Genomic DNA, 26,321 nt, shown 5'->3' with positions numbered 1-26,321 from the left:
TCCTGATCCAGGTCGACGACTCTCGGCGACCCCCACGCCGCGGCCGTGCCATGCCCGGAAATTCCGGGCCGGCCAAGGCTCATCACTAACTAAAGAAACTACCTGAGCTGATGGGCATTTGATATAGGGGAAGACCCCGCAGCCAGCCGGCCAGGCGTTGGGACCTGCACCACCGCCCGACCGCCCAGAAGCCGTGGTGGGACTGCCGAAGACCGGCAACTGAGCCCACCAACGGCGTCTGAGACCGCGACCTCCAGGACCAGCTAGTCCTGGAGGTCGAGGCCGGCGGCCGTGCCGTCGTCGGGCACCAGACGCAGGCGCGGTGCGGGTTTGGGGGCCGGGGGGATCGTCCCTCCGCCCCAGTTTCCGGCCAGGCCGATCAGCCCATCTGTGCGCTCGTTCAACGCTTCGCGCTTGACTCCGGAGAGCGGGTACGAGGGTAGTGGAGCGTCGGCGCCTGGCCCGGCGAGGTCGGGGTAGGGGGTGCCGCCTGAGGTCGTGTCCAGGTAACTGGAGCGGAAGCCCTGCAGCCATCCGGCGAGCCCGGAGGTCGCGGTGCGGAACCGCAGCCAGCGGTGGTTGTCCCAGCCCCACGTGGGCTGGGTACCGGGCTGAGGCCCCGCGAAGGCGTTGACCAGCTTGACCGCTCCAAGCCTCCCGCGTTCGGCGAGGTCAGTGACTACCTTCGGGGGCATGGACAGGTTCATGCCGCCCTCGGCGTGGTCGTGGTGCACGGTGACGATCCGGTCGCGGTACCCGGGCATCACCATCTGGGCGCCGTCGACCCACTCGCGGGCGGTGTGCACCATGAGCAGTCCGAACGACGCCCAGGCGCCGAGCCCCTTCGTCGGCAGGGGGAACCAGGGGCGCTGGAGGCCCGCCTGGTTGGTGGTGGGCAGGTAGCTGTTCTCGGACTGGTCCTCGGACTTCTCCCGCCCGGGTGGGAACGGCCCGAGGTTGAACGCGAACGTGGGGTGCTTGGGCAGCGGGGAGTCGAAGAAGTGCACCGGCAGGTTGGCGCAGAGCCCGCCGTCGGTGAACCATACGCTGGAGAAGCTCGGCCCTCCGGTGGCCGATGCCTGGCCGACGGCGCCGTCCGGCCCCTGGTTCTCGGGGCGGGTGTAGTCCACGGCGTAGAGCCGGACCGCGGAGATGAGGACCGGGAAACTGAGCGACATCCGGGTGGGGACGATCACCGGAAGGTCGTCGGCCGCGGGCCAGGGATGCAGCGTGCGCCCTCGGTCGCTGCGCGTCTGAATGGGAACCCCGCCGTCGCCGGCCGGCGGGTGGGCCATCATCCAGTCGACCACGTCGGCGGGGAAGAGGCGGCGCATCTCGTCGGCGTCGAAGTAGAACTCGCGGGTGCTCCACGGCATCGCCATCGGCTGGTGTCGGGTGAGGTTGGTGGTCATCACCCGCAGCGTCACGCCGGCACTGCGGAGGTCGCCGAACGTCAGCGGCGGGGCCCCGGCGGCCCGGCCTGCCAGCGTCTGAATCTTCTCGTAGAGCCAGGGGGTGAGCGGCTTGGCGCCGCCGGCGCCGTAGCCCTCCATGCCGGTGCACATGCCGAAGCCGTCCTCCACGACGCGGCCGAACGTCCGCAGCGCGCCCGTCAGGACCCCGACCGCCGCCCCGAGCACCAGCAGCAGCAGTCCCCCGACGATGCCCGCCGCGGACGCGATCCCCTCGCCGAGCGCGCTCAGCACGATCAGGACCAGCCCGACCAGGGCTCCCACGAGCGCCTCCTTCCAGAAGCTGCGCAGCAGGCCGGCCACCAGGGCGCCGATCTTCCCGCCCTCCTTCCCGGCCACCGAGAACATCAGGCGGAACAGCGGGGCGGCGGTCCTCGTCGGCTGGAAGAACGAGGCGAGCTTCGACTGACCGTCCGGCGCGAGGGCGGCCAGCTCGTCGGGCATCTCGTCGAGCCCCTCGAATCCGCCGGAGTGACGGCCGAGCTCGGCTGCCGCGGCGGCGGCCGCCGCGATGGCCCCGGCGGAGGCGCCGCCGACGGAGGTCAGCGTGTAGGTCTTGGCCAGCTCCGAGACCGCGCGGGGATAGATCACGCCGCTGGTGATGCCGCCCTTCATGACGATGTCGCAGCGCAGCGACGGCGAGGCGTAGGGGCTGGTGGACGCTGCTGTGGTCATGGTCACTCCTGGGGTCCGAAGAGTTTCGCGTGGTAGCTCGCCACCACCTGGCGGCACATGGCGCTGTAGGGGGCGTGGTCGGCGACGAACCGGCTCACTTCGGCCAGCCGTCGCTCCAGTTGGGTGAGCAGGTCCGGGTCGTCGGGGTGCCGGACCGCGTTGTTCTGCGCCTCCACCACCGATTCCAGGTGGGCGATGAGGTCCAGGAGGCGGTCGCGGCGGGCGGCGCGCAGGCCTCGGCGCTGGAGTGCGCAGACTGTGATGGTCGCGGCTCCCTTGGCGCTGCCGCGCTTCGGCGTCACCCAGCCGTCGTCGACGGTGCCGGTGCCCCACACGAACTCGAGGTGCTTGTCCGGGAAGTCGAGGTAGGGGTGCAGCAGCAGCCGCTTCTCGCTCTTCTCCGCGCCCGGGGTTGCGCCGCGTGGGGATCCCGGGGCCAGTGGGAACGCGTTGGCCTTGCCGGCCGTCTTGGCCTCCTCGCCTGGGAGGTCCTGCCTGCGGGGGCTGTTGCAGTCGGTGCACGACGGCAGCAGGTTGGTCCATTCGCTGGCCAGCCAGTAGTAGCCGGGTGGCACGCGCTTGCCGTCGATGGTCACCTCCCCCTTGGGCCGGTAGTGCTCGATGGCCACGGGCTGGGTGGCAGCGTAGAAGGTCTCGCAGTAGGCGCACTTGCCTCCGAAGGCCGCCTCGAGGGCGGTGCGGATGTCGGGGTTCTTGTAGGCCTTGTAGCCGTCGTACTTGGCTGCGCCGTCCCAGGCGGCGTAGAAGTCTAGGGCGGCCTGGCGCTCCTTCAGGGTCTTCTCCTCCGCAAGGCTGGGCGGTTCCTTGGGCCGCGGCACCCGTCGCATCACGAGCTCCCGGGCAGGTACTTGCCCCACAGCTTCGACAGCTTGGCGGTCATCTCCTTGCTGCTGGGGGCTACGGCGTCGCCGGTCTCGCGGCGCTGCGCGATGTAGTCGGCGGCTGAGGTGAGCAGGAGCCGTTCCCGCTCGGTGGTGCCGAACTGTTCCAGCTCGTCGAGGCGGGCGCGGACCCGTGCGAGGCGCTCGGTCTGCTCTCCGGTGGGGCGTTTGAGCCCCATCAGCCGGTAGTAGTTCTCCCAGAGCTCGGCGACCTCGGGGTCGTCCGTGGAGCCCAGGCCGAAGTGCTCCGAGGTGAGGAGCTGCTCGATCCGCATCCCGGTGACGGGAGGGAGATCGGAGATCGAGACGACGTCGCCCTCGCTGTTGCGGCGCATCACCACCACCTCGCCGTCGACGATCCCGCGCAGGCACAGCGGGTCGTGGGTGGTGACGATGAACTGGATGCGCGGCATCAGGTTGCGCATCGCGGTGACGATCCGGAGCCGCCAGCGCGGGTGCAGGTGGGCACCGATCTCGTCGATCAGCACGATCCCCTCCGCCAGCGCCGACTGCCTCCACAGCCGCATGGTGGAGCGCAGGATGTCGCAGGCCATCACCACCATCGACTGGTAGCCGTCGCTCAGCGTGACGATGTCGGAGCGGGTGCGGCCCTGCCTGAGCAGCACCTGGTCGTCGTCGCGGAGCAACTGGGCGTCCTGGTCCAGAGCGAGCATTTCGTGGATGCCGCTGGCCACGTCGTCGAAGGTGTCGTCGTCGAGGGTGAGCAGCCAGGAGGTGGGGTCGGTGAGGGGGGCGACGGGGTCGAAGAGGTTGTCGACGCGCACCACGCGGTCGTCGCTGTGGGGCGCCGGCGTGCGCGGCAGCAACCGGACCGCGCCGTAGCCGAGCATCAGCGCCGCCACGGGCTCGGGGCCGGTGAACTCCTGGTCGCCCTTGGCCCACTCGAGCCGGAGGGGCTCGGTGCGGCCCGAAAGGTAGACCTCGACGAAGCCCTTGCGGGCGCCGTCGCGGAGGAACTTGCGGGCGTCGATGCCGAGCGCCCGGCGCTGCTCGCCGCCCATCATGGTCAGCGCGATCGCGTGCAGGACGGAGCTCTTGCCGCAGCCGTTCTCGCCGAGCAGGACGGTCCACGGGCCGCGCTCGCTGGTCGACTTCGCCAGGTCGATCTCGAGCTCGCGGATGGGGCGGAAGTTCTTGATCACCACCCGCTCGATCCACTGGGTGGCCTGGTAGTAGTTGCCGCGGTCCGCGCCGCCCAGGGTGGCGTTGAGGTCGTAGGCGGGGGCGCCCGGCTCCGCGCCGGACATGGGCGGGAGGTCGGGGCCGGAGGGTCGCGGGGGCGGCGGAGGGGGAGCGGCGGCCTCCGGGGGCGCGGACTCGGCGTAGCCGCCGAGCTGGCGGTGAAGTGTGGGGAAGGCATTGTCGGGGGCCGCGTTCAGGGCGGCGAGCCTGGCCTTGATGAGGGAGTCGCGGTTGAGGGCGAGGATGTCGCAGGTGACCCGGCCGCGCTCGGTGAGGGCGCTGATGGTGCCGTCGGCCTGGTAGCGCAGGTGCTCGTCGGGGTCGTCGAGGAGAGGATCGAGGAGGAGCGGCTGCTCGTCGGGGAGACCGTCGGGACCGGTGGCGCGCGGCCCGGCGACGGGGAACCGCGTGCCGCGGGAGCGGACGCAGTCGGCGCAGGCGGGGTAGAGGTTGTCCCACTCGTAGCTGAGCCACCAGTAGGCCTGGAGCGCGACGTCGCCGTCGCTGCCGACCGCACCCCAGGTGGGGCGGTGGTGGGTCACGACGGCGGAGTCGGGGCCCTGCGCCTCGAGGGGGCGCTCGCAGTAGGCGCAGGTGCCGTTCGTCATGCCGAGCAACGAATCGAGGATCTCCGGGGTGTGGAGGAGGGCGTCGGTCTCGGGCCCTCGCGAGCGCTTCTGCCGCCAGGCGTGCGCGGTTTCCTCGGTGAGCCGCGCCTTGTCAGCGCTGAGGACCTCGGGTTCGGCGGGTCTGCGGAGCCACATGGCGTACCCCCTTGTTGCCGCGATTATTGCCGGGTTGGGCCCCGCTGGGAAGGGGTCGAACGGCGAGGGTTCACGCGTCGCGGGGCGAGGGCCCGGTGAGCGTCGGATTCCGGAGGACAGACCGTCCAGGATCCGACACTCTGTGCGGCCCTCGGCCCTACCCCGTCGCCCCCTGCTCCCTGCTCCCGGGGACGGGGGAAGGGAGTTGAGCAAATGGCAGGGGTCGCGAAGTGGGGCACGCTCAGCTCCCGCGGGGAGGTGCCCGCGACCCTTGCCATTTGCTCAAACGCACACCCCGCCGCGCAGGGTCCGCGGCGGGCGGGGTCGTGGTTCAATCGGCATACCTCGTCGCGACCCACAAGGAGTGCTCATGGCCCGATCCCTGAACGGCCGTGTCGTCGCGGTCGTCGGCTCCACGGGCGTCCTCGGCGCTGAGATCGCCCGGGTGCTCGCCTCGCGTGGCGCCACCGTCGTCCGGGCGGGCCGTCGCCGCGACGCCGTCGACGTGGTGGTTGATCTGCACGACGCCGGCTCGGGTGACGCCCTCGTCGCCTACGCCCGCGACCGCCACGGCCGCCTCGACGGGGTGGTGATCGCTGCCGGCGTCGTCACGTTCGGTGCGCTGACCGACACCGACGACGAGGTGATCGAGGAGGTCTTTCTCACCAACGCGATCGGGCCACTGTGGCTGGCCCGCCGCGTGATCCCGGCGCTGATGGAGACCCGCGGGTTCCTGGCGCACCTCAGCGGGGTTGTGGCGTCGCAGCCGATGGCGGGCATGGCCGCCTACTCCGCGTCGAAGGCAGCCGTGGCCGCAGGGCTCGCGGCGTTGGGCCGGGAGGTCCGACGGTCCGGGGTACTGGTGTGCGACGCCCAGCCGCCGCACACCGAGACGGGGCTGGCCACCCGCCCGCTCGCCGGGCAGGCGCCGGCCATGCCGCGCGGGCTGGACCCCGCCGTCGTCGCGGAGCGTGTGGTGGAGGCCGTCGAGCGCGACGAGGCGAGGGTGCTCGCCGCGGACTTCGCCTGACCGGCTGGTGCGCCATCCCCCCGCGCGGATCCGACGCTTGCCGCATCCTCAGGCGACCTGTTGGCTCACACTGGGACCAACTGCTACCCGGAGGGCGCGCCCATGGACCTGTCAGCGTTCTACTCGTTGTTGGCCGGCACCTCGTTCACCCTGGTGGGCCTGTGGTGGGTCGTCGTCCAGAGCCGCCCTGCCTGGAGGGCCGACGCCGACCGTCGCCGCCTCGCCGCCGGCACCTACATCTCGTTCCTGCTCCCCGGACTGATGGCCACCCTCGCGCAGATCAGCCCCGACACCCCGCTGCTGTGGCGCATCAGCTTCGGCAGCTGCGCGCTGGTGGGCCTGTGGTCCACCGTCGGGCTGCTCCGCCGTGAGCGTTCGGCCGCCGTCGTCGGCACGTTTCGGCGGTTCCGGTGGGTTGCCATCGTGCTCTACCTGGCCATCCTCGTGCTCGGCGTGGCGCCCGAACTGGCGCGAGCCGCCGGGTTCACCCCGCTGATCGTCGGGGGCGTGCTGCTGGTCCTGCTGGTGGTGCTCGCCCACGGCCTGACGTGGGATTTCCTGATGGAGCCAGAACCCGATTAGCCGTCCGCGGACGTGGCGGAGGGCACATCGACCCCGCAACGGAGGTCGTGACCTCCTCGTAGCATGGTCCCCATGAGAAGTGGGATGGCTGCGGGATGCTCCGGGGGAACAAGGCGATGATCCGCGACCGCGACGACGCCGGTCGGCCCCGCCAGGCCCGCCCTCGTGACGCGCTCGGCCGGCCCCTGCCCTATGGGGCCGCGGGTGTTGAGCCGGTGTCCGAGGAGCCCTTGCCTCCGTTGGAGTCGGTGGAGCTGGCCAGGAGCCTGGTCGCGGAGGGTCGGCCGTTCGCTGCACACGAGGTTCTCGAGGCCCGCTGGAAGGCCGGCCCGGACGAAGAGCGTGATCTCTGGCAGGGACTCGCCCAGATCTGCGTCGGCCTGACCCACACCGCCCGCGGAAACAACGTCGGTGGTGCCCGGCTCCTTGAGCGCGGTTCCTCCCGGGTGGATGCCTACCGCACCCGCGGGGGGCCGTCCTACGGCTTGGACCTCGGCGAGGTCGTGGCCTGCGCCTTGCGGCAGGCAGCCGAGAGCACTGAGGACTGAGCCGCTCGAGGAAGGTCCGCCACTTCAGCGTGGGCGACCAGCTGGGGACCGATCGGGGTTAGGTTGGGCCCTGTGACAGCGTCACGCGCCCGGGCAGAGCACGAGCAGGCCATGCGGCGGCTCCGATCGTCGCACGAGGCGATCCCCGCCGGAGCCCCGGTGCGCCTTGCCAAGTCCACCTCGAACCTCTTCCGGCCCCGGGCCGCCACCACCTCGCGGGGGCTCGACGTCTCCGGATTGACGGGGGTGCTGGGTGTCGACCCAGTGGCGCGCACGGCAGAGGTCCAGGGAATGTGCACCTACGAGGATCTGGTCGACGCGACCCTGGCGCATGGGCTCATCCCGCTCGTCGTCCCGCAGCTGCGCACGATCACCCTCGGAGGCGCGGTCAGTGGGCTCGGGATCGAATCCACCAGCTTCCGTAGCGGGCTGCCGCACGAGTCGGTGCTCGAGATGGACATCTTCACCGGCGCCGGCGAGGTGGTCACCACCCATCCCGGCGAGGATCTCTTCGACGCGTTCCCGAACTCGTACGGCTCGCTCGGCTACGCCACCCGCCTGCTCATTGAACTGGAGGAGGTGCCGGGCTATGTCGCCCTCCGCCACGTCCGCTTCAGCGTCGCGGCGGAGCTGGCGGCCACCGTCGAGGACATCGTCGCCACTGGCGCCCACGACGGCACCCGGGTGGACGCCATCGACGGCGTGGCGTTCGAGCCGGGCGAGTACTACCTGACGCTCGCCACCTGGACCGACCGACCGGCGGGGCCGCTCAGCGACTACACGGGCCAGAACGCCTACTACGTGTCCCTCCGCGCCCGGGCGACGGACCAGCTGAGCATGTACGACTACCTATGGCGCTGGGACACCGACTGGTTCTGGTGCTCGGGCGCCTTCGGTCTGCAGCGTCCGGTGATCCGCCGGCTCTGGCCGCGGCGGTGGCGCCGCTCGGACGTCTACCACCGGTTGGTGAGGATCGACCAAAGGCTCCGCCTCACCGACCGGCTCGACGCCCTCGCCCGCCGCCCGCGGATGGAGCGGGTGATCCAGGACGTCGAGGTGCCCGTGGACCGGCTCGCCGAGTTCCTCGCCTGGTTCGACGACGCCGTCGGCATGCGTCCGGTGTGGCTGTGCCCGTTGCGGCTGAGGACTGCGGACGGGGCGGGCGTCGTCGGCCCCCGCCCCTGGCCGACCTATCCGCTGGAGCGTGACACCACCTACGTCAACGCCGGTTTCTGGGGTGGGGTACGCGTGGGACCCGACGCCGGCCGGAGCCCGCTCAACCGGGCGATCGAGCATCGGGTGCACGCCCTCGGCGGGCACAAGTCGCTGTACTCCGAGGCCTTCTACGACCCGGACACCTTCGACCGCCTCTACGGCGGGCCGAACCTCAGGGCAGTCAAGGCCCGCTACGACCCAGACAACCGGCTGACCAGCCTCTACGACAAGGCGGTGCGAAGACGATGACCCCGACACAGAGCTCCAGGATGCCGATCGCGGACGCCATCTCGTCGCTGGTGCGCGACGGCATGCCGGTGCGCTTCACGGCCTACGACGGCAGCTCCGCCGGGTCCCCAGACGCGGCGATCGAACTGGACCTGCGCACCCCACGCGGCCTGGCCTACCTGCTGACGGCCCCCGGCGAGCTGGGCATGGTGAGGGCCTACCTCACCGGTGACCTGGTGCTGCGAGGCGTCCACCCGGGCAACCCCTACGAGCTGCTCAAGGTGATGCAGGACCATCTCCGGTTCCGGATCCCCACCGCTGCCGAGGCGCTCCAACTGGTGCGCGCGCTGGGGCTCGGCTCCCTCAGGCCGCCGCCCCCGCCGTCGGTGGAGAACCCGCCGGCTTGGCGGCGCGCCGTCAAGGGCCTGCGCCACTCGAAATCGCGCGACGCCGCCGCGATCTCGCACCACTACGACGTCTCCAACGCCTTCTACGAGTACATCCTCGGACCGTCGATGACCTACACCTGCGCGGTGTACCCCACCGGCGACGCCACCCTCGAGGAGGCCCAGGCCGAGAAGCACGACCTGATCTGCCGCAAGCTCGGCCTCCGGGCAGGGATGCGGCTGCTCGACGTGGGGTGCGGCTGGGGCGGGATGGTCCGCCACGCGGCCACGCACTACGGCGTCAAGGCACTGGGCGTGACCTTGTCGCGGGAACAGGCGTCCTGGGCCGCCCAGGCCATCGACCGCGACGGGCTCGGTGACCTCGCCGAGGTCCGCCACTCGGACTACCGCGACGTCGTCGAGGACGGCTTCGACGCGGTGAGCTCGATCGGGCTGACCGAACACATCGGGGTGCGGAACTATCCCGCCTACTTCGCCTTCCTCCGCGACCGTCTCCGCCCCGAGGGTCGGCTGCTCAACCACTGCATCACCGTCGGCCACAACCGGCACGCCGACATGGGCCCGTTCCTGGACCGCTACGTCTTCCCCGACGGGGAGATGAGCGGCTCCGGCACCATCATCAAGGACGCGCAGGACGCGGGCCTGGAGGTGATGCACGAGGAGAACTTCCGCCACCACTACGCCCGGACCCTCACCGCGTGGAGCCGCAACCTCGTCGACAACTGGGATCGCTGCGTGGCCGCGGCGGGCGAGCCGACGGCGCGCACCTGGGGTCTGTACATGGCGGGGTCGCGGCTCAACTTCGAGCGCAACAACGTGCAGCTGCACCAGGTGCTGGCGGTCAGGACGTCGGAGGACGGCTCGAACGGGTTCCCGCTGCGCCCTACCTGGTGAGCTTCAGCTGGGCGACGGCGTGGTGGGGTGACCGGGTCCGGCGGGTCACTTCCTCGGAGTCGCGGCGAAGGCGATGTCGGAGTACGGCGACGGCCCGGCCGTGTTGGTCGCACGAACCCGATACCGGTAGGTCGTCCGGGCGGCCAGGCCGTTGTCGATGAATGATGTGACTGCGCCGACCGCCGCGATCTGCGCGAAGTTCGTGCAGGTGGCGCCCTTGCAGCGCTCGATCAGGTAGCCGTCTTCGTCGCTTGCGTTGTCCGCCCAGGTGAGCTTGATCTGGCTCTTCGAGATCGCCGCGGCGGTCAGGGTGGATGGGGCTGCGGGAACCGTCGTCGCCTGGGGTGCAACCAACAGGGCAACGTTCTCACGGATCTCCGGGAGTTGGGGGTGGAGGTTGTCGCCGGGGCAGGCAGTGGCCGCCGACGGCCAGTCCTGGTGCGTCGTGATCGTGGGCATGGTCGCCTTGAGTTGGTTGACCGGGTTGACGTACTTGACGGTACCCATGGGGGACAGCGAGTGCCGATCGGCGAGATCGGCCAGCAGCGACTCCAGCCCGGCGACACTGCCGGCGGGCACCGTCGTGTCGCCGGTGCATCCTCCCGAGTCGTTGAAGCAGCCCATGAGCGCGACCCCGATGTTGCCGCTGTTGTAGGTCCCGACGTGGGCGCCGGTCACGATGTTGCCGGTGCCCGCCTGGTGCGCGAAGTCGGAGCCGTCGCCGCCACCGTCCAGGCAGGAAAGGCTGGTCCCGGCGCTTCGTCCCTCGTAGACGATGCCGTTCCGGTCGATGAGGTACTGGTAGCCGATGTCGGACCACCCGTTCGACTTCACGTGGTAGGTGAGGATGGCCCGCATCGTCGCCGAATAGTCCTGCGTCGAGGTGTTCGAGGTCGCGGTGTGGTGGACGGTCAGCACCTGCGCAGGGAAGAACTCGCGGACATCGCCCTGCTCCCACCCAGTGGTCGACTCGTCGGCGCCCCAGTCTGCCCGCGAGCGGCAGGTAGCGACGGCATGCGCCTCGCTCGCCGCCTGAGCGGGGGCGGCTTCGACCGGGCCGTCGGTGGTGTTGATGGCCGCCGCGCGCCAGTTGTGGGCGCCCTTGGGGAGGTTGCGAACCTGGTAGGCGGTGGCGTGATCGACCGCGATCAGGGACCCGGTGAACTGGCCCTCCGCCTGGGCGCCGTCCAGATCGAGCGACTGCCAGGCCGTCCAGCGGCCGTCCACCAGGAACCGGACCTCACCGAACGGGGAGGCGCCCTGACCAACGAGGCTGCCGTTGGGTGAGTCGAGGTCTGCGACCAGACCGAAGTAGTCGATCGCGTGGTCTGGAGTGACCGGAGCGGAGCCGAACGCCCGTGTGTCGTTGAGCGTCCGGTGGTGACCGGCCGCGGTGGCGAGCGGCGGATCGACGACCAACCCCACCGTCATGGCGGTGCTGGCCACCACGACAGCCAACACACGAGCGACGAACCTACGAGCAACTGACATCTGGTCCCCCAAGTCAACCCGCAGCACAGTCGCGCTGCCGAGCGACAGCGTATCGGGCCAGCCTGGAGTGAGGGCGGGAGGGCAGGAACGACTCGGGTGGTCAGTGCGGCGGATGTGAGCCCTAGGCGGGGGTCTCAGGACTCCTCCGGGGGAGGAGGCCCCTTTTAGGGTGGTGTCTCGGGGTCGGTCTACCCTCCGGGATCCGACACCGAAAATGGGGTCCGGAGCGGCCTGCTCCCAACGAGGCGCACATCACAGCCAGCGAGGCCCCTGACGAGGTGTCGAAGTCCCCTTCACCGCTAGCCGCGGAGGGCGCGCACCACGTCGTCGCCCGCGTGCGCGATCGCGTCCAGATCGCCGACCACGATCAGGCGGTCGGTGGCCCGCGACAACCCCACGTACAGCCGCTCCCTGAACCGCTCCCTGGTGCCGTCCTCGTTGATGCACAGCACCACGGCGCGACGCTCCAGCCCCTTGAACCCCAGCACGTGTCCGTAGAAGGGAAGGTCCTCGTCCCAGAACGAGTCCCAGTACGTCTTCTGCTGCGGGTCCTCGTCCTGCCGCGACACCTGCTCGGGGTGCCGTCGGCCGGTGGTCAGCAGAGCGATGTGCCCGGGCGCCCAGCCCTCGTCGAAGAGGAGGTCCATCTGGTCGTCCGCGACACCCAGGGCCTCGTCGGGGCTTGCCTGGACGTGCACCACCTCCGGGCCCTCGCCTCCCTGGAGGCGCATGCGCAGCGGGGCGAGCGGCTTGAACACCTCCGCGATCTGGCGGGTGTTGCGCAGGTTGTGGTCCAGCACCAGCGGCACGAGCGGCACCGGCGGGCGGCCGAAGCGCTGGAAGAGGCGCTGGTTCTCGTCGGAGTAGAGGAACAGGCCGCCGTCCTCCTCGTCGCGCAGCGCCGTCACCAACGGCTTCCACCACGATTCGGCGAAGTCCTGGGCCTCGTCGACGACGAACGAGTCGAAGCGCGCCTTGGGTGGCAGCTCGGCCGCTTTCTCGGCCATGAGCAGGGGGAGGCGGTGCTCCCAGAAGTCGGGGTCGTCGCGGTCGCCGGAGGCGATGCCCCACTGGTTGGCCAGGGCCTCGAAGGTGCCGACGAACGCCGGCCGCTGCTTGTACGGCCAGGTGGCCACCTCGCGGCTGAAGTGGCTGGCCAGGCCCAGCGAGTAGCAGACCAGCGCCACCCTCTCCTGGTGGCCGTTGCGCCCGGCGGTGAGCTGCCGCGCCTGCGTGAGAGCCAGGACGGTCTTCCCGCTGCCGGCGCCGCCGCGGATCTCCACCCGCCGGAGCAGCCGGGTCACGCGCAGCACGAGGGCCTGGTCCTCGGTGAGGCGGTCGGCGCGGGCCTGGCGCTCGTCCGCGTCGTCGATCACGGAGGCGACGGCGCTGGTGCCGCGGGCGGTGAGGATGTCGACGATGGTGGCGCAGTGTTCCTCGGAGGGGGGGCGACGGTGGGTCTCGAAACCGGCCGGGACGTGGGCGAGGCGCTCGGCGAGGTGGGGAAGGTCGCGGCGGTCGTGGAGCATCCAGCGTGGGCAGTCGGGGAGGTGGAGGTCCGCGGGGAGTTCGGTGAAGGGGGTGACGACGGCGTGCAGGAAGCGGGCCTTCGGGTGGGAGCTGTCTGTCCAGCGGCGGTCGGACTCCACGTAGTCGCGGATGGCGTACTTGGTGTCGCGGGCCTGCCCGACGGGTTCGACGGGGCGGCTCACGCCGTCGTGGGTCATGGTCCAGGCGCCGTCGATGCAGGCGATGCCGGACCCCTTGACCTCCACGACGACGACGCCCACGCCGGGCATGGCCACCACCAGGTCCGCCTCGTGGTCCTTGTGGACGTCGGTGAGGCGGAGGTTGGCGATGAGGGTGTCTGAGGGGCTGAGAGTGTCGCGGAGACGCTCCCAGACGACGCGCTCGGACTCGGTGGTGAACCGCGGGTCGGGGGGAACCAGCCGTGGGGTCATGGGAGACACGCTAGCCCGCCGGGTCGCGCACGGGCGCCCCGACAGCCTGACTTCCACGTTGGGGGAGGGGTGGGCCGCCGTGACACAATCTCGCATGCGGATTGCGCGACGAGGGGTGCTCGGGCTCGGCCTGGCCGGACTGGCCGGCTGTGTGGCGGCGCCGTCGATCGTGGAGTCGCCTAGCCCGGCGGAGTCGGTCCCGCCGTCCGCTGCCCTGCCGTCGCCGAGCGCGGCGGCCTCGCCCAGCCCGGAGCCCTCGCCCAGCCCCTCACCGGCCCCTGCGGCGCTTCCCACCCGCGACGACATCGTCGCCCGCTACAGCGACCGCACGCCCACCCAGTGGGGGTTAGAGGTCGACGGGGTGGTGCTGCGCAGCGACGCCCAACCCGCCGTCGTCACGCTCGATGCCTGCGGCGGGCGCAACGGCTCGGGATACGACGAGGCGCTCATCGCGGTGCTCCGTCGGCTGGAAGTGCCCGCCACGCTGTTTCTCAACCTGCGGTGGATCGACGCGAACCCGGGCATCGCGCGCGAGCTCGCCGACGATCCCCTGTTCGAGCTGGCCAACCACGGCACCGCGCACAAGCCGCTCTCCGTCAGCGGGGCGGAGGCGTACGGGATCCCCGGCACGGCGTCAGTGGGGGAGGTGTTCGACGAGGTGATGGGCGGACACGCCCGGCTGATCGAGCTGACGGGCGCGCCGCCGCTGTGGTTCCGGTCGGGGACGGCCCACGTCGACGACGTGGCGGTGGAGATCGCCGCCGAGCTGCGTCAGCGGGTGGTCAACTTCGACGTCAACGCCGACGCCGGCGCCACGTTCACCCCCGCGCAGGTGCGGCAGTCGATGGCCGCCGCCGGGGCGGGTTCGATCTGCATCGGGCACTTCAACCGGCCCGGCTCCGGCACGGCCGACGGCATGGCCGAGGCGCTGCCCCGCCTGCTCGACGGCGGGCTCACCTTCGCCCGGTTGCGCGACGTGCTCACGACGGGCTACTAGCCCGAGAGACAGGCGTCTTCGCACACCTGAGGCCTCTTCGCTCAGGCAATGTGGTGTGCGAAGCCGCCGAGGGTATGCGAAGAGTCGCCCACGGTTCGTGGGTGTGCAAGGACGCCGATGGTGTGCGAGGTGACGCGGGGGACCCAGACAAGTACCTGGCGACGGCCCCGTCGGGTCGCGACGGGGCCGCGATCACTGGCGGAAGTCGTAGGTGATGTCGATCTCCGGGTCGATGCCGGTGATGATGCCGGAGTAGAACATGACCGCCTGCTCCCGAAGGATCTCCTCGTTGTTGGCGATGTACTCCGCCTGCGTGTCCTCGCTGAGGATGCTGTTGATCATCTCCACCGGGTCGTTCTCGGGCGTGATGAAGCTGAGCGCGCCGTTGTTCTCAGCCACCAGCCGGAAGTCCTCGTTGCTGTGGCCGATGAAGATGTACTCGGGGATGGAGATCCGGTACTTCTTCTCCCCGGTGGGGACAATCCGCACGTCGCGCCCGTCGATGCCCAGCTTGGCGTTGAAGGAGTACTGCACGAACGACGCCCTGCCGCTCCCCGGCACGTCCACGCCGAGGAGGGTCATCCGCTCGGTCTTCTCGGAGATGCCCTGGATGCCCAGGCTGAGGAGCACCACCTGCTCCTCCCGGGTGATGGACTGGATGACGCGCGTGTCGGTCGACTCGGACTCGCTGCCGAGCGCCAGCATGCTCGGGAGATTCGAGACGAAGGCCCATCCAGCGGCGCCGACCACGGTGATGACGATGAGTGAAGCGACGATCTTCCTTGAGAGCGATGTCATGTGAAGGTCCCCCAACTCCCGTGAGTTCTGGGCACACCGGGCGGGTGCCCAGCCAGTTCATGAGTCAAAAGTGGGACGCCTGCGTCCCGCGGGTCAGTGGGCACCGCTCGGCGGGTGCCCTGACTCAATTGATCCAGTTCCCGGAGTCTATCGACAGGGTCTGACAGGCACCGGCGCACCCGTGGGGAGCCCGGGACTTGGTCTGCAGGGGGGGCGTCGTGGATCGGCAAGGAGCGGGCTACGCCCGTAGGTCCTTCGCCGACCCGTCGCTACCTGATGGCATGCTCAGTCGCGGTGGGCTTCGCTCGGTTTCGAGCTGCCGACGGGGCGGCCGACGGTCATGGCCCGCAGCGTGTCCGCGTCGAACCGGGCCGCGATCTCCGGATCCAGGCGCGCGCCCAGGCCGTCGAGGACCGTGGTGAAGAAGGCCCGGGCGGCGACGGCGAATACGACGTCGGCGACGTCCGCGTCCGAGAGCCCTAGGGCCTCGAGGGCGTCGACGTCCTCCTGCTCCACGGTGCTGGGATCCGTCGCCACCTTCGTCGCGAATGCGTAGACCGCCGCGTCCTGCTCGCTCAGGGCAGCGCCATCCGGGTGTTCGACAAGCTGCTGCAGGGTGTGGGCGTCACCGCAGACGTCGCGCAGGAAGCCCGCGTGGGCGACGGAGCAGTACGTGGAGCGGTACGCACGTGCGGCCGCGATCGTAGCCAGCTCGAATCGGCGTCGGTCCATGCCGCCGCGGATGGTGAGGTTCAGGGTGGCCCAGGCGTGGGCCACGTCGGGGCGTGTGGAGAAGCAGCCGGCGTAGTCGGGCAGTAGGCCCCAGGCTTTGCGCTGGGAGGCGTACCACTCGGCGAGGGGGCCCATGGCCTCGTCTTCTGAGATGGGATCGATGAACATCCCCCATTGTCATACACCGTCTGTGCGATGGGACCGGATCTACGGTGCGGGCCACGGGGCGGGTTTCGTCCACCGAATTCCGAGCACATGTGCGACCGTTTTACGAGCAAGGCCGCCACCGTTTTGCGAGCGCATGTCGCGTGTGCATCTCCGGCCAGACTGCGAGGCGCGGGGACGTCGGGAACCCGAGCGCTGCAGGTGCGCATCTCTCCGCATCTACGAGTGCATACATGCTGCGTGAACTACTGTCGAGTGCACAGGGGGCCCGCCCAGCGGCTGACCGTGGGCGGCGACCTCTCAACGGGGGTGGCGAAGATGAGAAGCGCTCGCAAGCGGTGCTTGGCGATCGTGGTGGCGTTGTTGGTGTTGGGTGCGGGCGGCTGCACACCTGACTCACGTCAGGCTGGGGATCAGGCTGATGCCGAGGGATTGAGCGCTTCGGCCCGCGCCCCGTCGGCCGCAGCTGGCTCGGAGCGCATCTCGCCGTCGCCGTCGCAGTCTGCAGTTCCGAAGGCCAGCGAGCCCGTCATCAGCGAACTCATGCAGGTGCCGGTGACGTTCGCGTCAGTCGTCGACGGCGACACCGTCGAGACAAGCCAGGGCACCGTCCGCCTGATCGGCATTGACACGCCTGAACGGGATGAGTGCGGCCACGACGAGGCATCGATGGCGATCGCCAGTGTCGTGTCCGTGGGTGATGCGGTGACGCTCGAACTGCCGGAGGGGCAGAACGACCGCGACTCGTACGGGCGCCTCCTCCGCTACGTCATCACCGAGAGCGGAGTTGACCTGGGCCAGATGCAGGTGGAGGCCGGCAATGCGATCGCCCGGTACGACTCGTCGGACGGCTATCCCGCGCACCCCCGTCAAGACGACTACCGCGCCGCCCAGATAGCCACGGCAGGTCCGGACGGCTCGGTGATCACGATCGTCTGTCGCGAGGAGCCTCGGGAGAGCCTTGCGCCGCTGGCGGCGCCGGTGGCGACAGAGGAACCGTGGTGGGAGCAGTACGGGTCGTGCAGCAAGCTGAAGAAGAACACCGTCGGGCATCCGAAGGGACCGTTCAGCGTGGACGACCCGGCTGAGTTGGACATCTACAACTGGTTCGAGTTCGGCACGGGCCACCATGGCGACGGCGACAGCGACGGCTTGGCCTGCGAGTAGCCGCCCGGTGGGCTTCGGCCCAGGTCAGAGTTGGACGGTGCCGTGCTCGCCGTCGTTCGGGCGCTCGCCCGTGACCGCCGCCTTGGCCAGCCCGAGCAGGGCCGCTACCTGGCTGCCGCCGTCCCAGTACTCGGCTGTCTCGACGGTGATCTCCAGGATGACGTTGGACGGATCCTCCGCGTCACCGGCGTAGGCCTCCTGGATGCGGTTCCACAGCTCCTGCTTCATCGCGACGCTCCGCTCGATGCGGCCGGTGCCCGACATGGAGACGTAGGTGTTGCCGTCCATGATGGACAGGTTGACCTGCTGTCCGTCCGATTGGGTCGCCACGTCGTTGTCGTCCTGGGTGACGAAGCGGAACAAGTCGTCCTCGCGCTCGGCGATGGTCATGGGGCGGCTGACCAGCGTTCCGTCGGCGCTGCGGGTGGTGAACATGACGAAGCGCTGGTTCTTGACCAGTCCGTTGAAATTCTCCAGGTGTTCGGTGGTGCTTGTCTGCTGGTTGTCCATCAGCCGACTGTAAGGCTGGGACGGAGACTCCGTGCCAGTTCTGCGAGGTTGGGTCATCCCGGGAGGTCGGACCTGTCGGCGCGCATTCGTGGGCTTCGAAGCCGCTGCGTGGTGCCTCGGCCGACGGGTCGGCTGACGCTGTTTGAGCGGAATCACCCCGAGTGCCCGAGGCCGAGGAAGCGGTCCAGGAACATCGATGGGCGCCGCAGTAGCGGGTTCGATCTGCATCGGCCACTTCGACCGGCCAGGGTCCGGCACGGCCGACGGCATGGCCGAGGCGTGCCGCGGCTCCTCGACGACGGGCTCACCTTCGCTCGGTTGCGCGAGTCCTGCCCAACTCCTCCTGAGACTCCGCGCACGGATTGTCCAGCCTGGCCGTCGGATCCTGGCTCATCCATGCAAGGATCCACCCCCAACCTTTGATAGACCCGCCCTCGATGCAAGGAAACCGGCGTCGTCCCCCCGACCGAGCGACGGGTAGAAGCGGGTCACCGTCGGAGTAGGACATGGGTGAGACGCTGCGGGATCGACTGGCGCCCCACGGGGCCGTGCACCTGTGGCCGCGACTGGCGCGGCGTGGAGGGGACGCTGTGGAGGTGTCGCGGCTGTCGAGCACGGGTCTGCGCACACTTCGAATGTCACGGTTTGATAACGAAATGTCCTGTCGTTTGGCAGCGCTAACAAAGAATGTTAGCGTGTGACACACAAGGCCACCCCTTCAGGACTCCAACGACGGAGGCCGATTTCACGGGTCCGGCCCTCAGAAAACGAAGGAGTGTTCTGATGTCAAGAAAGTTTTCGGCTGGCCTGCTGGCTGGCGTTCTAGCGCTCAGCCTTGCGGCCTGCGGTCAGGATGGGGACGGGTCCGCAGAAGGCAGCGAGCGCGCAAACCAGATGTACACGTGGGTTTCCAACGAGTCCGATCGGGAGCAGTGGGAGACCTTCATCGCCGGTGTCAAGGAGTTTGACGATCCCGAGTTCGAGCTCTCGCTGGAGGGCCCAAGCTTTCAGGAGTACTGGACCCTTGTCCGGACGAGGATGTCAGCGTCGGACGCACCCTGCATCATGACCACCCAGGCTGCGCGGGCACAGGAGCTGTCCCAGCTCCTCGCGCCCCTGGACGAACTGGCCGAGAACGCTGGTCTGGACCTCTCTATGTACAACGAGGCCATGATGCAGGGCATGACCGTGGACGGATCTGTCCGGGCGCTGCCGTACGACGCCGAGCCGATGCTCCTCTACTACAACAAGGCGGCCTTCGAGGAGAAGAGCCTGGAGCTCCCGGGCACGACGTACTCGCGCGATCAGTTCTTGGCGGACGCCAAGGCACTGACGGGAGACGGCAAGTACGGCGCTTACGTGGCGCCGGACTCCATGTACCCCTACCTTCCGATCGCGTTCGCTGACGGCAACGCACCCGTGAAGGATGGCGAACTGGCGATCACTGAGTCGGCGTTCGTCGAGGACTTCCAATGGGTGATGGACCTGGTGGCAGTCGAGGGGGTTGCCGCTGCCCCGAGTGCCGGAGACAACGACGAGCGCGGTCGCGCGGAGTTCTTCGCCGGCAATGTCGCCATGATCATCGACGGCCCCTGGTTCTATTCCACGATCGTCGACGGGGCCGAGTTCGAGGTGGGGATTTCTGTTCCGCCGTCGACCTCGGGTGAGCCAATCGGGATGATCCAGGGGTCAGGCTTCGGGATCGCAGAGTCCTGCCCCGACAAGGAGGCCGCTTTCGAGAACATCATGAAGATGACGACGCCGGACGTGGTGGGCTATGTGGGCAAGAATCGCGGCACCGTGCCCTCTGTGCCAGAAGCCATGAGCGCCTGGTCCGAGGGCAAGCCGGCCGAGGACGTGGCTGTCGTCGAGGCGCTGCTTGCGAACGCTCTCCCATTGGAGACCTCCTCCACGTGGAACCAGTTCGTGACGCAATTCGCCCAGTACTCGCCTGAAGGTGTGCGCGGTGTGCGGACTGCGGAGGAGATCTTGACCTCGATCGATCAGGGTATCGGCTGATCCCATGACCAGCACGCTTCCGGTAGCGGGTCACACCAATCCGAAGCGAGATGTGAAGAAGGCCAGCAAGTCCGGCATGAGTCAACGCCTGCTGGCCTTCTTCCACTTGGCTCCGGGGATGGCCGGCTTCATCTCATTCATCGTCGTTCCTCTGATTGCCTCCCTGGTCATCAGCCTCTATCAATGGCCCCTCTACGGTTCGCGAGAGTTCGTGGGGCTCGAGAACTACGTCCAGATCCTCTCCGGCGCGGATCCCGTGTTCTTCACGGTCTTGCGCAACACCGCGATCTTCGCCATCGGATACACCATCGCCAACCTCATCGTCTGCACAGCCATCGCGGTGTGGCTGCGTTCGCTACCGACGTGGGCGCCGTTCTTCCAGATCCTGTTCTTTGTACCCGTGGTCACACCGATGGTGGCAAATGCTCTCATCTGGCGCCTCATGCTTCAGGACCGAGGTTTGCTGAATACGTTCCTTGGTTGGTTCGGTATCCAGGGTCCCTCATGGTTGGGCGACGGCGCTTGGGCTATGACGTCGCTCATTCTCATGTCCCTGTGGCAAGGCATCGGATACAACATCGTGATCCTCATCGCGGGCCTCACGAACATCAACCCCTCCATCATGGAGGCCGCGCGCATCGATGGGACGAACGCGTGGAGCCGGTTCTGGAAAGTGACGTTTCCCATGCTGTCGCCCTCCCTGTTCTTCTGCAGTGTCATGACGGTCATCGGCGGATTCAAGGTCTTCGCTCAGCCATACGTGCTCACTCTCGGCGGCCCCGGAAACGCAACCAACACCCTTGTACTGAGTCTCTATCGCACAGGCTTCTCCTACGACCGACTCGGCCTCGCTTCCTCCATGGCCTGGGTTCTCTTCGTCATCGTGATGCTCGTCACTGCCCTGCAGTTCGTGGGCCAGAAGAAGTGGGTGAGCTACGATGCATGACCGTCGCAAGCCGTTCAAGATCGGGCCACTGATCAGCAGGATGGCCCTCGCGGTCGTCGGCTTCATCTTCGTCGTCCCCTTCATCTGGATGTTCTTCTCCTCACTGAAGCCGAGTACCGAGGTGCTCCTCGGCGGCGGCAACCTGATCGGGTCCGAGGTGCGATGGAGCAACTACGCGGAGGTCTTCTCGACAATTCCCTTCGCTCGGATCCTCGCCAACACTTTCTTCATCGCAGGCATGGGTGCCCTGATCGCCGTGACGGTCTCCGTGCTCAGCGCCTACGCCTTCTCGAGGTTCGAGTTCCCCGGCCGCGGAGCGCTGTTCGCCGTGTTCATCGCCACTCTGATGCTGCCGATCGAGGTTCTGGTCATCCCGCTCTTCATCGGAGCCAATAGCACCGGCCTCGTCAACAGCTACCCGGCCATCATCCTGCCCTTCGCATTCGGAGCCTTCGGAACTTTTCTCCTTCGGCAGTTCCTGCTGTCTCTACCTCCGGATTACGAGGAGGCAGCGCGCATCGACGGTGCCAGCCAGTGGCAGCTCCTACGCCACGTCATCGTGCCGCTGCTCCGCGGCCCGATCTCCATCGTCGCCGCCTTCACTTTTATCGACTACTGGAATGCCTTCCTGTGGCCGCTCATCATCATCACGGATCCCGCCAAGGCGCCTCTCCAACTGGGCCTCAGTATGTTCTCGGGCGAACGCGGAACCGACTGGGGGCCACTGATGGCCGCCACGTCCATCGCGGTGTTGGCCAGCCTCTCGATCGTCGTCTTCCTCCAGCGGCAGATCGCCAAGGGCATCAACATCGGAGGCTTCGGTGGGCGATGAGTCTGCAGAGCGAATCTCGGCCCGCCTGGCGGCGCCCATTCAATACCAACGCGACGCGCTGTCGCTCAATAGGAGGCAATGATGAATGAAGCGAATTCTTTCGAGGAGCTCTCGGAGCGTGAGCTGCCGCAGTGGTACGCGGACACTCCGTTTGGAATCTTCATCCACTGGGGGGCTTACTCGGTCTCTGCCTGGGGTGAGCCCATTGGTGCACTCGGCACCATCGAGTGGGAGACCTGGTTCAAGCACAACCCGTATTCAGAGTGGTATTTCAACACCATTAGGATTGAAGGGTCACCTGCCCAGGAGCACCATCGCGAGGTGTATGGCGACATGCCCTACGACGGACTGCTCGATCTGTGGAAGGCGGAGAAGTTCGATCCCACCGACTGGGCGACGCTCTTCTCTGACGCAGGGGCCGGATACGTGATCCCAACCACCAAGCACCACGATGGGATTACTCTGTGGGACGCGCCGCGCACCAACGGTCGCAACACCGTGGCGCGCGGTCCCAAGCAGGACCTGATCGCCCCCATCGCCGAGGCGGTCCGCGAGGCCGGTATGCACTTCGGCGTCTACTACTCGGGCGGACTGGATTGGCACTTCCGCCCCATGCCGCCGCACACCACCGACGAATCGGTCAACGACACCGGTCGACCTAAGGACGCTGAATATGGCGCTTACTGCGCCCTGCAGTGCAGGGACCTGATCGACCGGTACCAGCCTGAGATCCTCTGGAACGACATCCAGTGGCCTGACGACGCCAAGAACTTCGGTCCCGACGGGTTGGGCACCCTGTTCAACTACTTCTACGAACATGTCCCCACCGGTGTGGTCAACGACCGTTACGGCGACACGCATTCTGACTACCTCACCAGCGAGTACTCACACCTTCTCGCCAACGAGGGTGACAAGGCGTGGGAGAACTGCCGCGGCATCGGCTACTCCTTCGCCTACAACCAGCTCGAAGACCAGAGCCACTACCTGACCGGCTATCAGATTGCCCGCATGTTGACGGACATCGTGTCGAGGGGAGGACACTTCCTGCTCAACGTCGGTCCGAAGGCGGACGGCACGCTCCCTGAGCTTCAGAGGAAGGCCCTCGTGGACCTCGGAACCTGGATGCAGACCGGAGCGAAGGACGTTCTCTACGGGTCTCGTCCGGTGAGCACGGAGGATGTCACGCCGGGTGCCGGCGTCTGGGTGCGCGGCGTCGACAAGGACGGTACCCAGCGCCTCTTTGTTGACCTTGAGGAGGCAGACCCCAGGGTGGCGGCGACGGCGACGTTGATCGTCGGGGGCGAGCAGGTCACCGTCGAACTCCCGGCCGGAAGGCCCGGACCGGTGATGCTCTGAGGCGGTAGCCGGCGCCCGTCAGCCCGGGTCGATCGCCTCGTCGACCTGGGGCTCGGGCCTGGCGCCCTCGAGCCACTTCCGGGTGGTGCGGACGTGATTCATCGCCAGCAGCCTCGCCGCCGACGGATCTCGGCCCTGGATGGCGCCCGCGATCTCAAGGTGCTCGTCGTCGCTGATGGCCTTGCGGGTCAGGCCGACGCTCTTCTCCTCCAGGATGCGGTAGTGGCGGCCGCGCCGACGCATGACGGCCAGGATCGCCCGCATGGGCTCGTCCCCCGCGCACTCGGCGATGAGCTCGTGGAACTCGGCGTCCATCACCTGCACCTCGAGCGAGGGCTCGGTCTCGGCCATCTGCCGGGCGAGGTCGACGAGGCGCGCAGCCTGGCCGTCGGTCCGCTTCGCCGCGGCCTTGCCCGCGATGTGTCCCTCGAGCACCTCGCGGAGTTCGAAGAGCTCGAGGTAGCGGTCCAGCGGCAGCAGCGGCACCACGATCTCGAGTCCGGCCATGATGTCGTGGGCGCTCATGGCCGAGACCGAGGCCCCGGCGCCGGGCTTGGCGGTCAGCACCCCGGCCACCACCAGCATCTTCTGCGCCTCGCGCACCGAGCTGCGTGAGACGCCGAAGCGCTCGCACAGCTCGGCTTCGCTGGGCAGCGCGTCCCCGGGCTTCAACCCGCCGGAGGCGATCATCCGGCACAGACCCTCGCGTGCAACGTCGACGGCGCTCATCCCATCCTCCCTTGGCTGACAGGACGAGTATCCCAGGAACGTGATTGTCGGACAATCATGAAGATTCTTCGTCAAACTCATCGACAGAAGGGTGCCTCGCTGCCATAGTTGTCCGACAGAAGCGCCAAAGCATGACGATTCTGGCCGAGGTAGGCACCGACGAGACACCGCGTGGCTTGGTGACGTGGCTGCTCGACCCCGCCGTCCGCCACCTCAACCACGGCTCCTTCGGCGCGGTGCCTGTTGCTGTGGCGGAGGAGCAGGACCGGCTCCGTCGTGAGGCCGAGGCCAACCCGGTGGCCTGGTTCTCGACCCTGCCGGCCAGGGTTGCCGAAGCCCGGCTCGAGATGGCCCAGCTCATCGGGGCTCCTGCCGGCCGCACCGCCTTCGTGCTCAATGCCTCCGCAGGCGCCTCCGTGGTGTTCGACTCGCTCGCCTCCCGTGGCCCGGCCGATGTGATGACCACTAACCACGGCTACGGGGCCGTGACCATGGGAGCCCAACGCCTCGCCGCCCGCACCGGCGGCACCTCCGTCACGGTGCCCATCCCGCTTGGCGCGACCTCCGACGAGGTGCGCGGCATCGTCGCGGATCACCTCGAGCGGCATCGCCCCGCCCTGCTGGTCATCGACCAGGTCACCTCCGCGACGGCGCGGGCGTTCCCCGCCGCGGACATCTGCCGCGACGCCCGCGAGCTCGGCGTCCTGACCCTGGTTGACGGCGCCCACGCGCCCGGGGTCCTCGCCAACCCGGTTGAGGAGGAGGCCGACTACTGGGTGGGCAACCTGCACAAGTTCGCGTGCGCGCCCAGGGGCACGGCGCTGATCGTGGCGCGCGGCGACGGTCAGGAGCTCTTCCCCAGCATCGATTCGTGGGGCTCGCCCTACCCGTACCCGGAGCGCTTCGACACGCAGGGCACCCTGGACCTCACCCAGTGGCTCACGGCTCCGTTCGCCTGGCGATACCTGGACAGCACGGTGGGGTGGGACGAGATCCGCGCCAGCTCGCGGCACGTGCTGGACCGCGGCGTCGAGATCATCGCCGACGCCCTGGACGGCCTGGTGGACGAGCCGGTGCCCGACGTGGGCCAACCCGTGGGGCCGATGCGCCTGCTGGGGCTCCCTCAGCCCCTCGGCACCTCGCGCGACGCCGCCGACTCCCTGCGCGTGCCGTTCATCGACGCCACTGGCTGCGTGGTGGCGTTCACCAGCTTCGACGGGCGGGGCTACCTGCGCCTCTCGGCCCATCTCTACACCACCGTCGAGGACTTCCAGCACTTGGCCGAGGTGGGGATTCCCCTGCTCCACCGCTGGTCATCAACCCTGACCCAGGGAACTTCAGTCAACCCCAACCAACCGCTCAAGGAGGAGCAATGAGAAGAACGATCACATCGGTGGCTGCGGCCGCCGTCATATCGTCGCTGGCCTTGACGGCCTGTGGTAGTGGCAGCAGCACCGGCGGTGAGGGCACGCCCACGTCCGGTTCGGGCGGTGGCGACGTCACGCTCCAGATGGTGGAGAGCCTCTCCAGCCCAGCTCGCACCGAGCTGCTCAAGTCGATGCTGGCCGAGTTCGAAGAGGAGAACCCCGGCATAAAGGTCCAGCTGGTCACCCCGCCGACGGAGCAGGCCGATCAGAAGATCCAGCAGATGCTGCAGGCCGGGTCCGGCATCGACGTGCTCGAGGTCCGCGACCTCACTGAGGGCCCGTTCAGCAACAACAACTGGCTCTACGACATGGCCGGCGACCTCGAGGGCTGGGACGGGATGGAGAAGCTGACCGCCAACGCCCAGCTGGTTGCCAACCGCGAGGACGGCAAGTCCTACTACGTGCCCTACGGCTTCTACGGCCTCAGCCTCTTCTACCGCACCGACCTCGTCAAGGAGGCCGGCTTCGACGGGCCTCCCCGCTCGTGGGAGGAGCTGGTGGAGCAGGCCGCCGCGATCCAGGATCCCTCGCAGAACCGCTACGGCTACGCCTTCCGAGGGGGCAAGAACTCCAACGGCCAGCTGCTGGCGATCATGGAGGCCTACAACGGCGACAACCTCGACCCGACCAACGCCTTCAAGGTGAAGAGCGGCGAGACCATCTTCACCACCCCGGAGTCCCAGGCGGCCATCGACAAGTACGTCGAGCTGTTCAAGACCGGCTCGCCCGAATCGTCGATCGCATGGGGCTACCCCGAGATGGTGCAGGGCTTCACCAACGGCTCGACGGCCTTCCTGCTGCAGGATCCCGAGGTCATCGCGGCCGTCAACGAGTCCTCGCTGACCGAGGACCAGTGGAACGTCGCCCCCAACCCCGTGGGTCCCACCGGCAAGGCCGCGTGGGTCGTCGCGACGGCGGGCTGGGGCGTCGCCGAGTCCAGCGAGCACAAGGAGGAGGCCGTCACCCTGGTGAAGTGGCTCTCCGGAGAGGTCTCCACCCGGTTCGCCAAGGAGAACAGCCTCGTCCCGATCCAGCAGGACGCTGACCAGGATCCCTTCTTCAGCACCGGTCCGTGGGCCGCGTACGTCGAGATGAGCGCCAACCCCGACACCTACCTGGCGGTCAGCGAGCCGCGCGGCGTCGCCTGGTGGCTCGAGTGGGCCAACAAGTCGGAGAAGGACCTGCAGGAGGTTCTGCTCGGGGAGAGGACCACCACCGAACTACTGGCTGACTGGGACCAGTACTGGACCGAGAAGTGGAACGGCTGATCC

At 68.5% G+C, this 26,321-nt stretch carries 22 protein-coding genes; 13 read left to right on the top strand and 9 right to left on the bottom strand.

All coding sequences use genetic code 11. The features are described from left to right. Nucleotides 1-263: 263 nt before the first annotated feature. Genes ACZK39_RS09745 through ACZK39_RS09735 form a run of 3 tightly spaced genes read right to left on the bottom strand, consistent with a single transcriptional unit; the run spans nt 264 to nt 5,016 of the window. Nucleotides 264-2,147 (bottom strand): hypothetical protein, encoded by a 1,884-nt coding sequence (locus tag ACZK39_RS09745; protein WP_463613200.1) that lies wholly within the window; start codon nt 2,145-2,147, stop codon nt 264-266. A gap of 2 nt (nt 2,148-2,149) precedes the next feature. Beyond that, nucleotides 2,150-2,995 carry an HNH endonuclease family protein gene (locus ACZK39_RS09740; protein ID WP_463613199.1) on the bottom strand — a complete coding sequence of 282 codons (846 nt, stop codon included), beginning with the start codon at nt 2,993-2,995 and terminating at the stop codon, nt 2,150-2,152. Beyond that, complete coding sequence (locus ACZK39_RS09735) at nt 2,995-5,016, bottom strand: AAA family ATPase (protein ID WP_463613198.1); 2,022 nt, start codon at nt 5,014-5,016, stop codon at nt 2,995-2,997. Before ACZK39_RS09735 ends, ACZK39_RS09740 begins: the two co-directional genes overlap by 1 nt. 370 nt (nt 5,017-5,386) lie before the next feature. Here ACZK39_RS09735 and ACZK39_RS09730 point away from each other — a divergent pair, with 370 nt between their 5' ends. The 5 genes from ACZK39_RS09730 (at nt 5,387) to ACZK39_RS09710 (ending at nt 9,920) form a co-directional block, all read left to right on the top strand. Beyond that, nucleotides 5,387-6,046, top strand: a complete 660-nt coding sequence (locus ACZK39_RS09730) for an SDR family NAD(P)-dependent oxidoreductase (RefSeq protein ID WP_463613197.1) — start codon at nt 5,387-5,389, stop codon at nt 6,044-6,046. Between the two features lie 102 nt (nt 6,047-6,148). Continuing rightward, nucleotides 6,149-6,628, top strand: a complete 480-nt coding sequence (locus tag ACZK39_RS09725; protein WP_463613196.1) for a hypothetical protein — start codon at nt 6,149-6,151, stop codon at nt 6,626-6,628. Nucleotides 6,629-6,723: 95 nt separating this feature from the next. Next, nucleotides 6,724-7,176 (top strand): DUF309 domain-containing protein, encoded by a 453-nt coding sequence (locus tag ACZK39_RS09720; protein WP_463613195.1) that lies wholly within the window; start codon nt 6,724-6,726, stop codon nt 7,174-7,176. Nucleotides 7,177-7,248: 72 nt separating this feature from the next. Further along, nucleotides 7,249-8,640, top strand: coding sequence for an FAD-binding oxidoreductase (locus ACZK39_RS09715; RefSeq protein WP_463613194.1), 1,392 nt, complete (start codon nt 7,249-7,251; stop codon nt 8,638-8,640). Then, nucleotides 8,637-9,920, top strand: a complete 1,284-nt coding sequence (locus ACZK39_RS09710; RefSeq protein ID WP_463613193.1) for a class I SAM-dependent methyltransferase — start codon at nt 8,637-8,639, stop codon at nt 9,918-9,920. Before ACZK39_RS09715 ends, ACZK39_RS09710 begins: the two co-directional genes overlap by 4 nt. Before the next feature lie 45 nt (nt 9,921-9,965). Here ACZK39_RS09710 and ACZK39_RS09705 read toward each other — a convergent pair whose 3' ends face one another. Beyond that, on the bottom strand, nt 9,966-11,366 hold the full coding sequence (locus tag ACZK39_RS09705; RefSeq protein WP_463613192.1) for an N-acetylmuramoyl-L-alanine amidase: 1,401 nt from the start codon (nt 11,364-11,366) through the stop codon (nt 9,966-9,968). Nucleotides 11,367-11,710: 344 nt separating this feature from the next. Further along, nucleotides 11,711-13,372 carry an NERD domain-containing protein gene (locus ACZK39_RS09700; RefSeq protein ID WP_463613191.1) on the bottom strand — a complete coding sequence of 554 codons (1,662 nt, stop codon included), beginning with the start codon at nt 13,370-13,372 and terminating at the stop codon, nt 11,711-11,713. Nucleotides 13,373-13,466: 94 nt separating this feature from the next. On the opposite strand from ACZK39_RS09700, the gene ACZK39_RS09695 reads away from it, so the two are divergent. Continuing rightward, on the top strand, nt 13,467-14,369 hold the full coding sequence (locus ACZK39_RS09695) for a polysaccharide deacetylase family protein (RefSeq protein WP_463613190.1): 903 nt from the start codon (nt 13,467-13,469) through the stop codon (nt 14,367-14,369). Nucleotides 14,370-14,561: 192 nt separating this feature from the next. Here the strand turns inward: ACZK39_RS09695 and ACZK39_RS09690 are convergent, their stop codons facing one another. Then, complete coding sequence (locus ACZK39_RS09690) at nt 14,562-15,167, bottom strand: hypothetical protein (RefSeq protein WP_463613189.1); 606 nt, start codon at nt 15,165-15,167, stop codon at nt 14,562-14,564. Between the two features lie 285 nt (nt 15,168-15,452). After that, nucleotides 15,453-16,067, bottom strand: a complete 615-nt coding sequence (locus ACZK39_RS09685) for a peroxidase-related enzyme (RefSeq protein WP_463613188.1) — start codon at nt 16,065-16,067, stop codon at nt 15,453-15,455. A gap of 315 nt (nt 16,068-16,382) precedes the next feature. Between ACZK39_RS09685 and ACZK39_RS09680 the strand changes: the two genes are divergently transcribed. Continuing rightward, entirely contained in the window at nt 16,383-17,231 is an 849-nt protein-coding gene (locus tag ACZK39_RS09680; protein ID WP_463613187.1) for a thermonuclease family protein, read from the top strand. A 24-nt stretch (nt 17,232-17,255) separates the two neighbouring features. On the opposite strand, the gene ACZK39_RS09675 is transcribed toward ACZK39_RS09680, so the two are convergent. Continuing rightward, nucleotides 17,256-17,741, bottom strand: coding sequence for a pyridoxamine 5'-phosphate oxidase family protein (locus ACZK39_RS09675; RefSeq protein WP_463613186.1), 486 nt, complete (start codon nt 17,739-17,741; stop codon nt 17,256-17,258). Between the two features lie 783 nt (nt 17,742-18,524). On the opposite strand from ACZK39_RS09675, the gene ACZK39_RS09670 reads away from it, so the two are divergent. From ACZK39_RS09670 to ACZK39_RS09655, 4 genes are all read left to right on the top strand, one after another. After that, nucleotides 18,525-19,760 (top strand): ABC transporter substrate-binding protein, encoded by a 1,236-nt coding sequence (locus tag ACZK39_RS09670; protein WP_463613185.1) that lies wholly within the window; start codon nt 18,525-18,527, stop codon nt 19,758-19,760. A gap of 4 nt (nt 19,761-19,764) precedes the next feature. Then, nucleotides 19,765-20,706, top strand: a complete 942-nt coding sequence (locus tag ACZK39_RS09665) for a carbohydrate ABC transporter permease (RefSeq protein WP_463613184.1) — start codon at nt 19,765-19,767, stop codon at nt 20,704-20,706. After that, complete coding sequence (locus tag ACZK39_RS09660) at nt 20,699-21,538, top strand: carbohydrate ABC transporter permease (protein WP_463613183.1); 840 nt, start codon at nt 20,699-20,701, stop codon at nt 21,536-21,538. The genes ACZK39_RS09665 and ACZK39_RS09660 overlap by 8 nt, the downstream gene beginning before the upstream one ends. A gap of 81 nt (nt 21,539-21,619) precedes the next feature. Further along, the gene (locus tag ACZK39_RS09655; protein WP_463613182.1) at nt 21,620-22,894 is read left to right on the top strand and encodes an alpha-L-fucosidase; all 1,275 of its coding nucleotides are present in this window, start codon (nt 21,620-21,622) and stop codon (nt 22,892-22,894) included. A gap of 18 nt (nt 22,895-22,912) precedes the next feature. Here ACZK39_RS09655 and ACZK39_RS09650 read toward each other — a convergent pair whose 3' ends face one another. Beyond that, complete coding sequence (locus ACZK39_RS09650) at nt 22,913-23,623, bottom strand: FadR/GntR family transcriptional regulator (protein ID WP_463613181.1); 711 nt, start codon at nt 23,621-23,623, stop codon at nt 22,913-22,915. Between the two features lie 131 nt (nt 23,624-23,754). On the opposite strand from ACZK39_RS09650, the gene ACZK39_RS09645 reads away from it, so the two are divergent. Both ACZK39_RS09645 and ACZK39_RS09640 read left to right on the top strand, forming a co-directional pair. Further along, nucleotides 23,755-24,999: an aminotransferase class V-fold PLP-dependent enzyme gene (locus ACZK39_RS09645; RefSeq protein WP_463613180.1), complete on the top strand. Its 1,245-nt coding sequence runs from the start codon at nt 23,755-23,757 to the stop codon at nt 24,997-24,999. Then, on the top strand, nt 24,996-26,318 hold the full coding sequence (locus tag ACZK39_RS09640; protein ID WP_463613179.1) for an ABC transporter substrate-binding protein: 1,323 nt from the start codon (nt 24,996-24,998) through the stop codon (nt 26,316-26,318). Before ACZK39_RS09645 ends, ACZK39_RS09640 begins: the two co-directional genes overlap by 4 nt. Nucleotides 26,319-26,321: the final 3 nt, after the last annotated feature.

It is taken from the genome of Tessaracoccus luoxuelianae (genome assembly GCF_055326245.1).
This window is presented reverse-complemented; position numbering and strand designations above follow the sequence as displayed.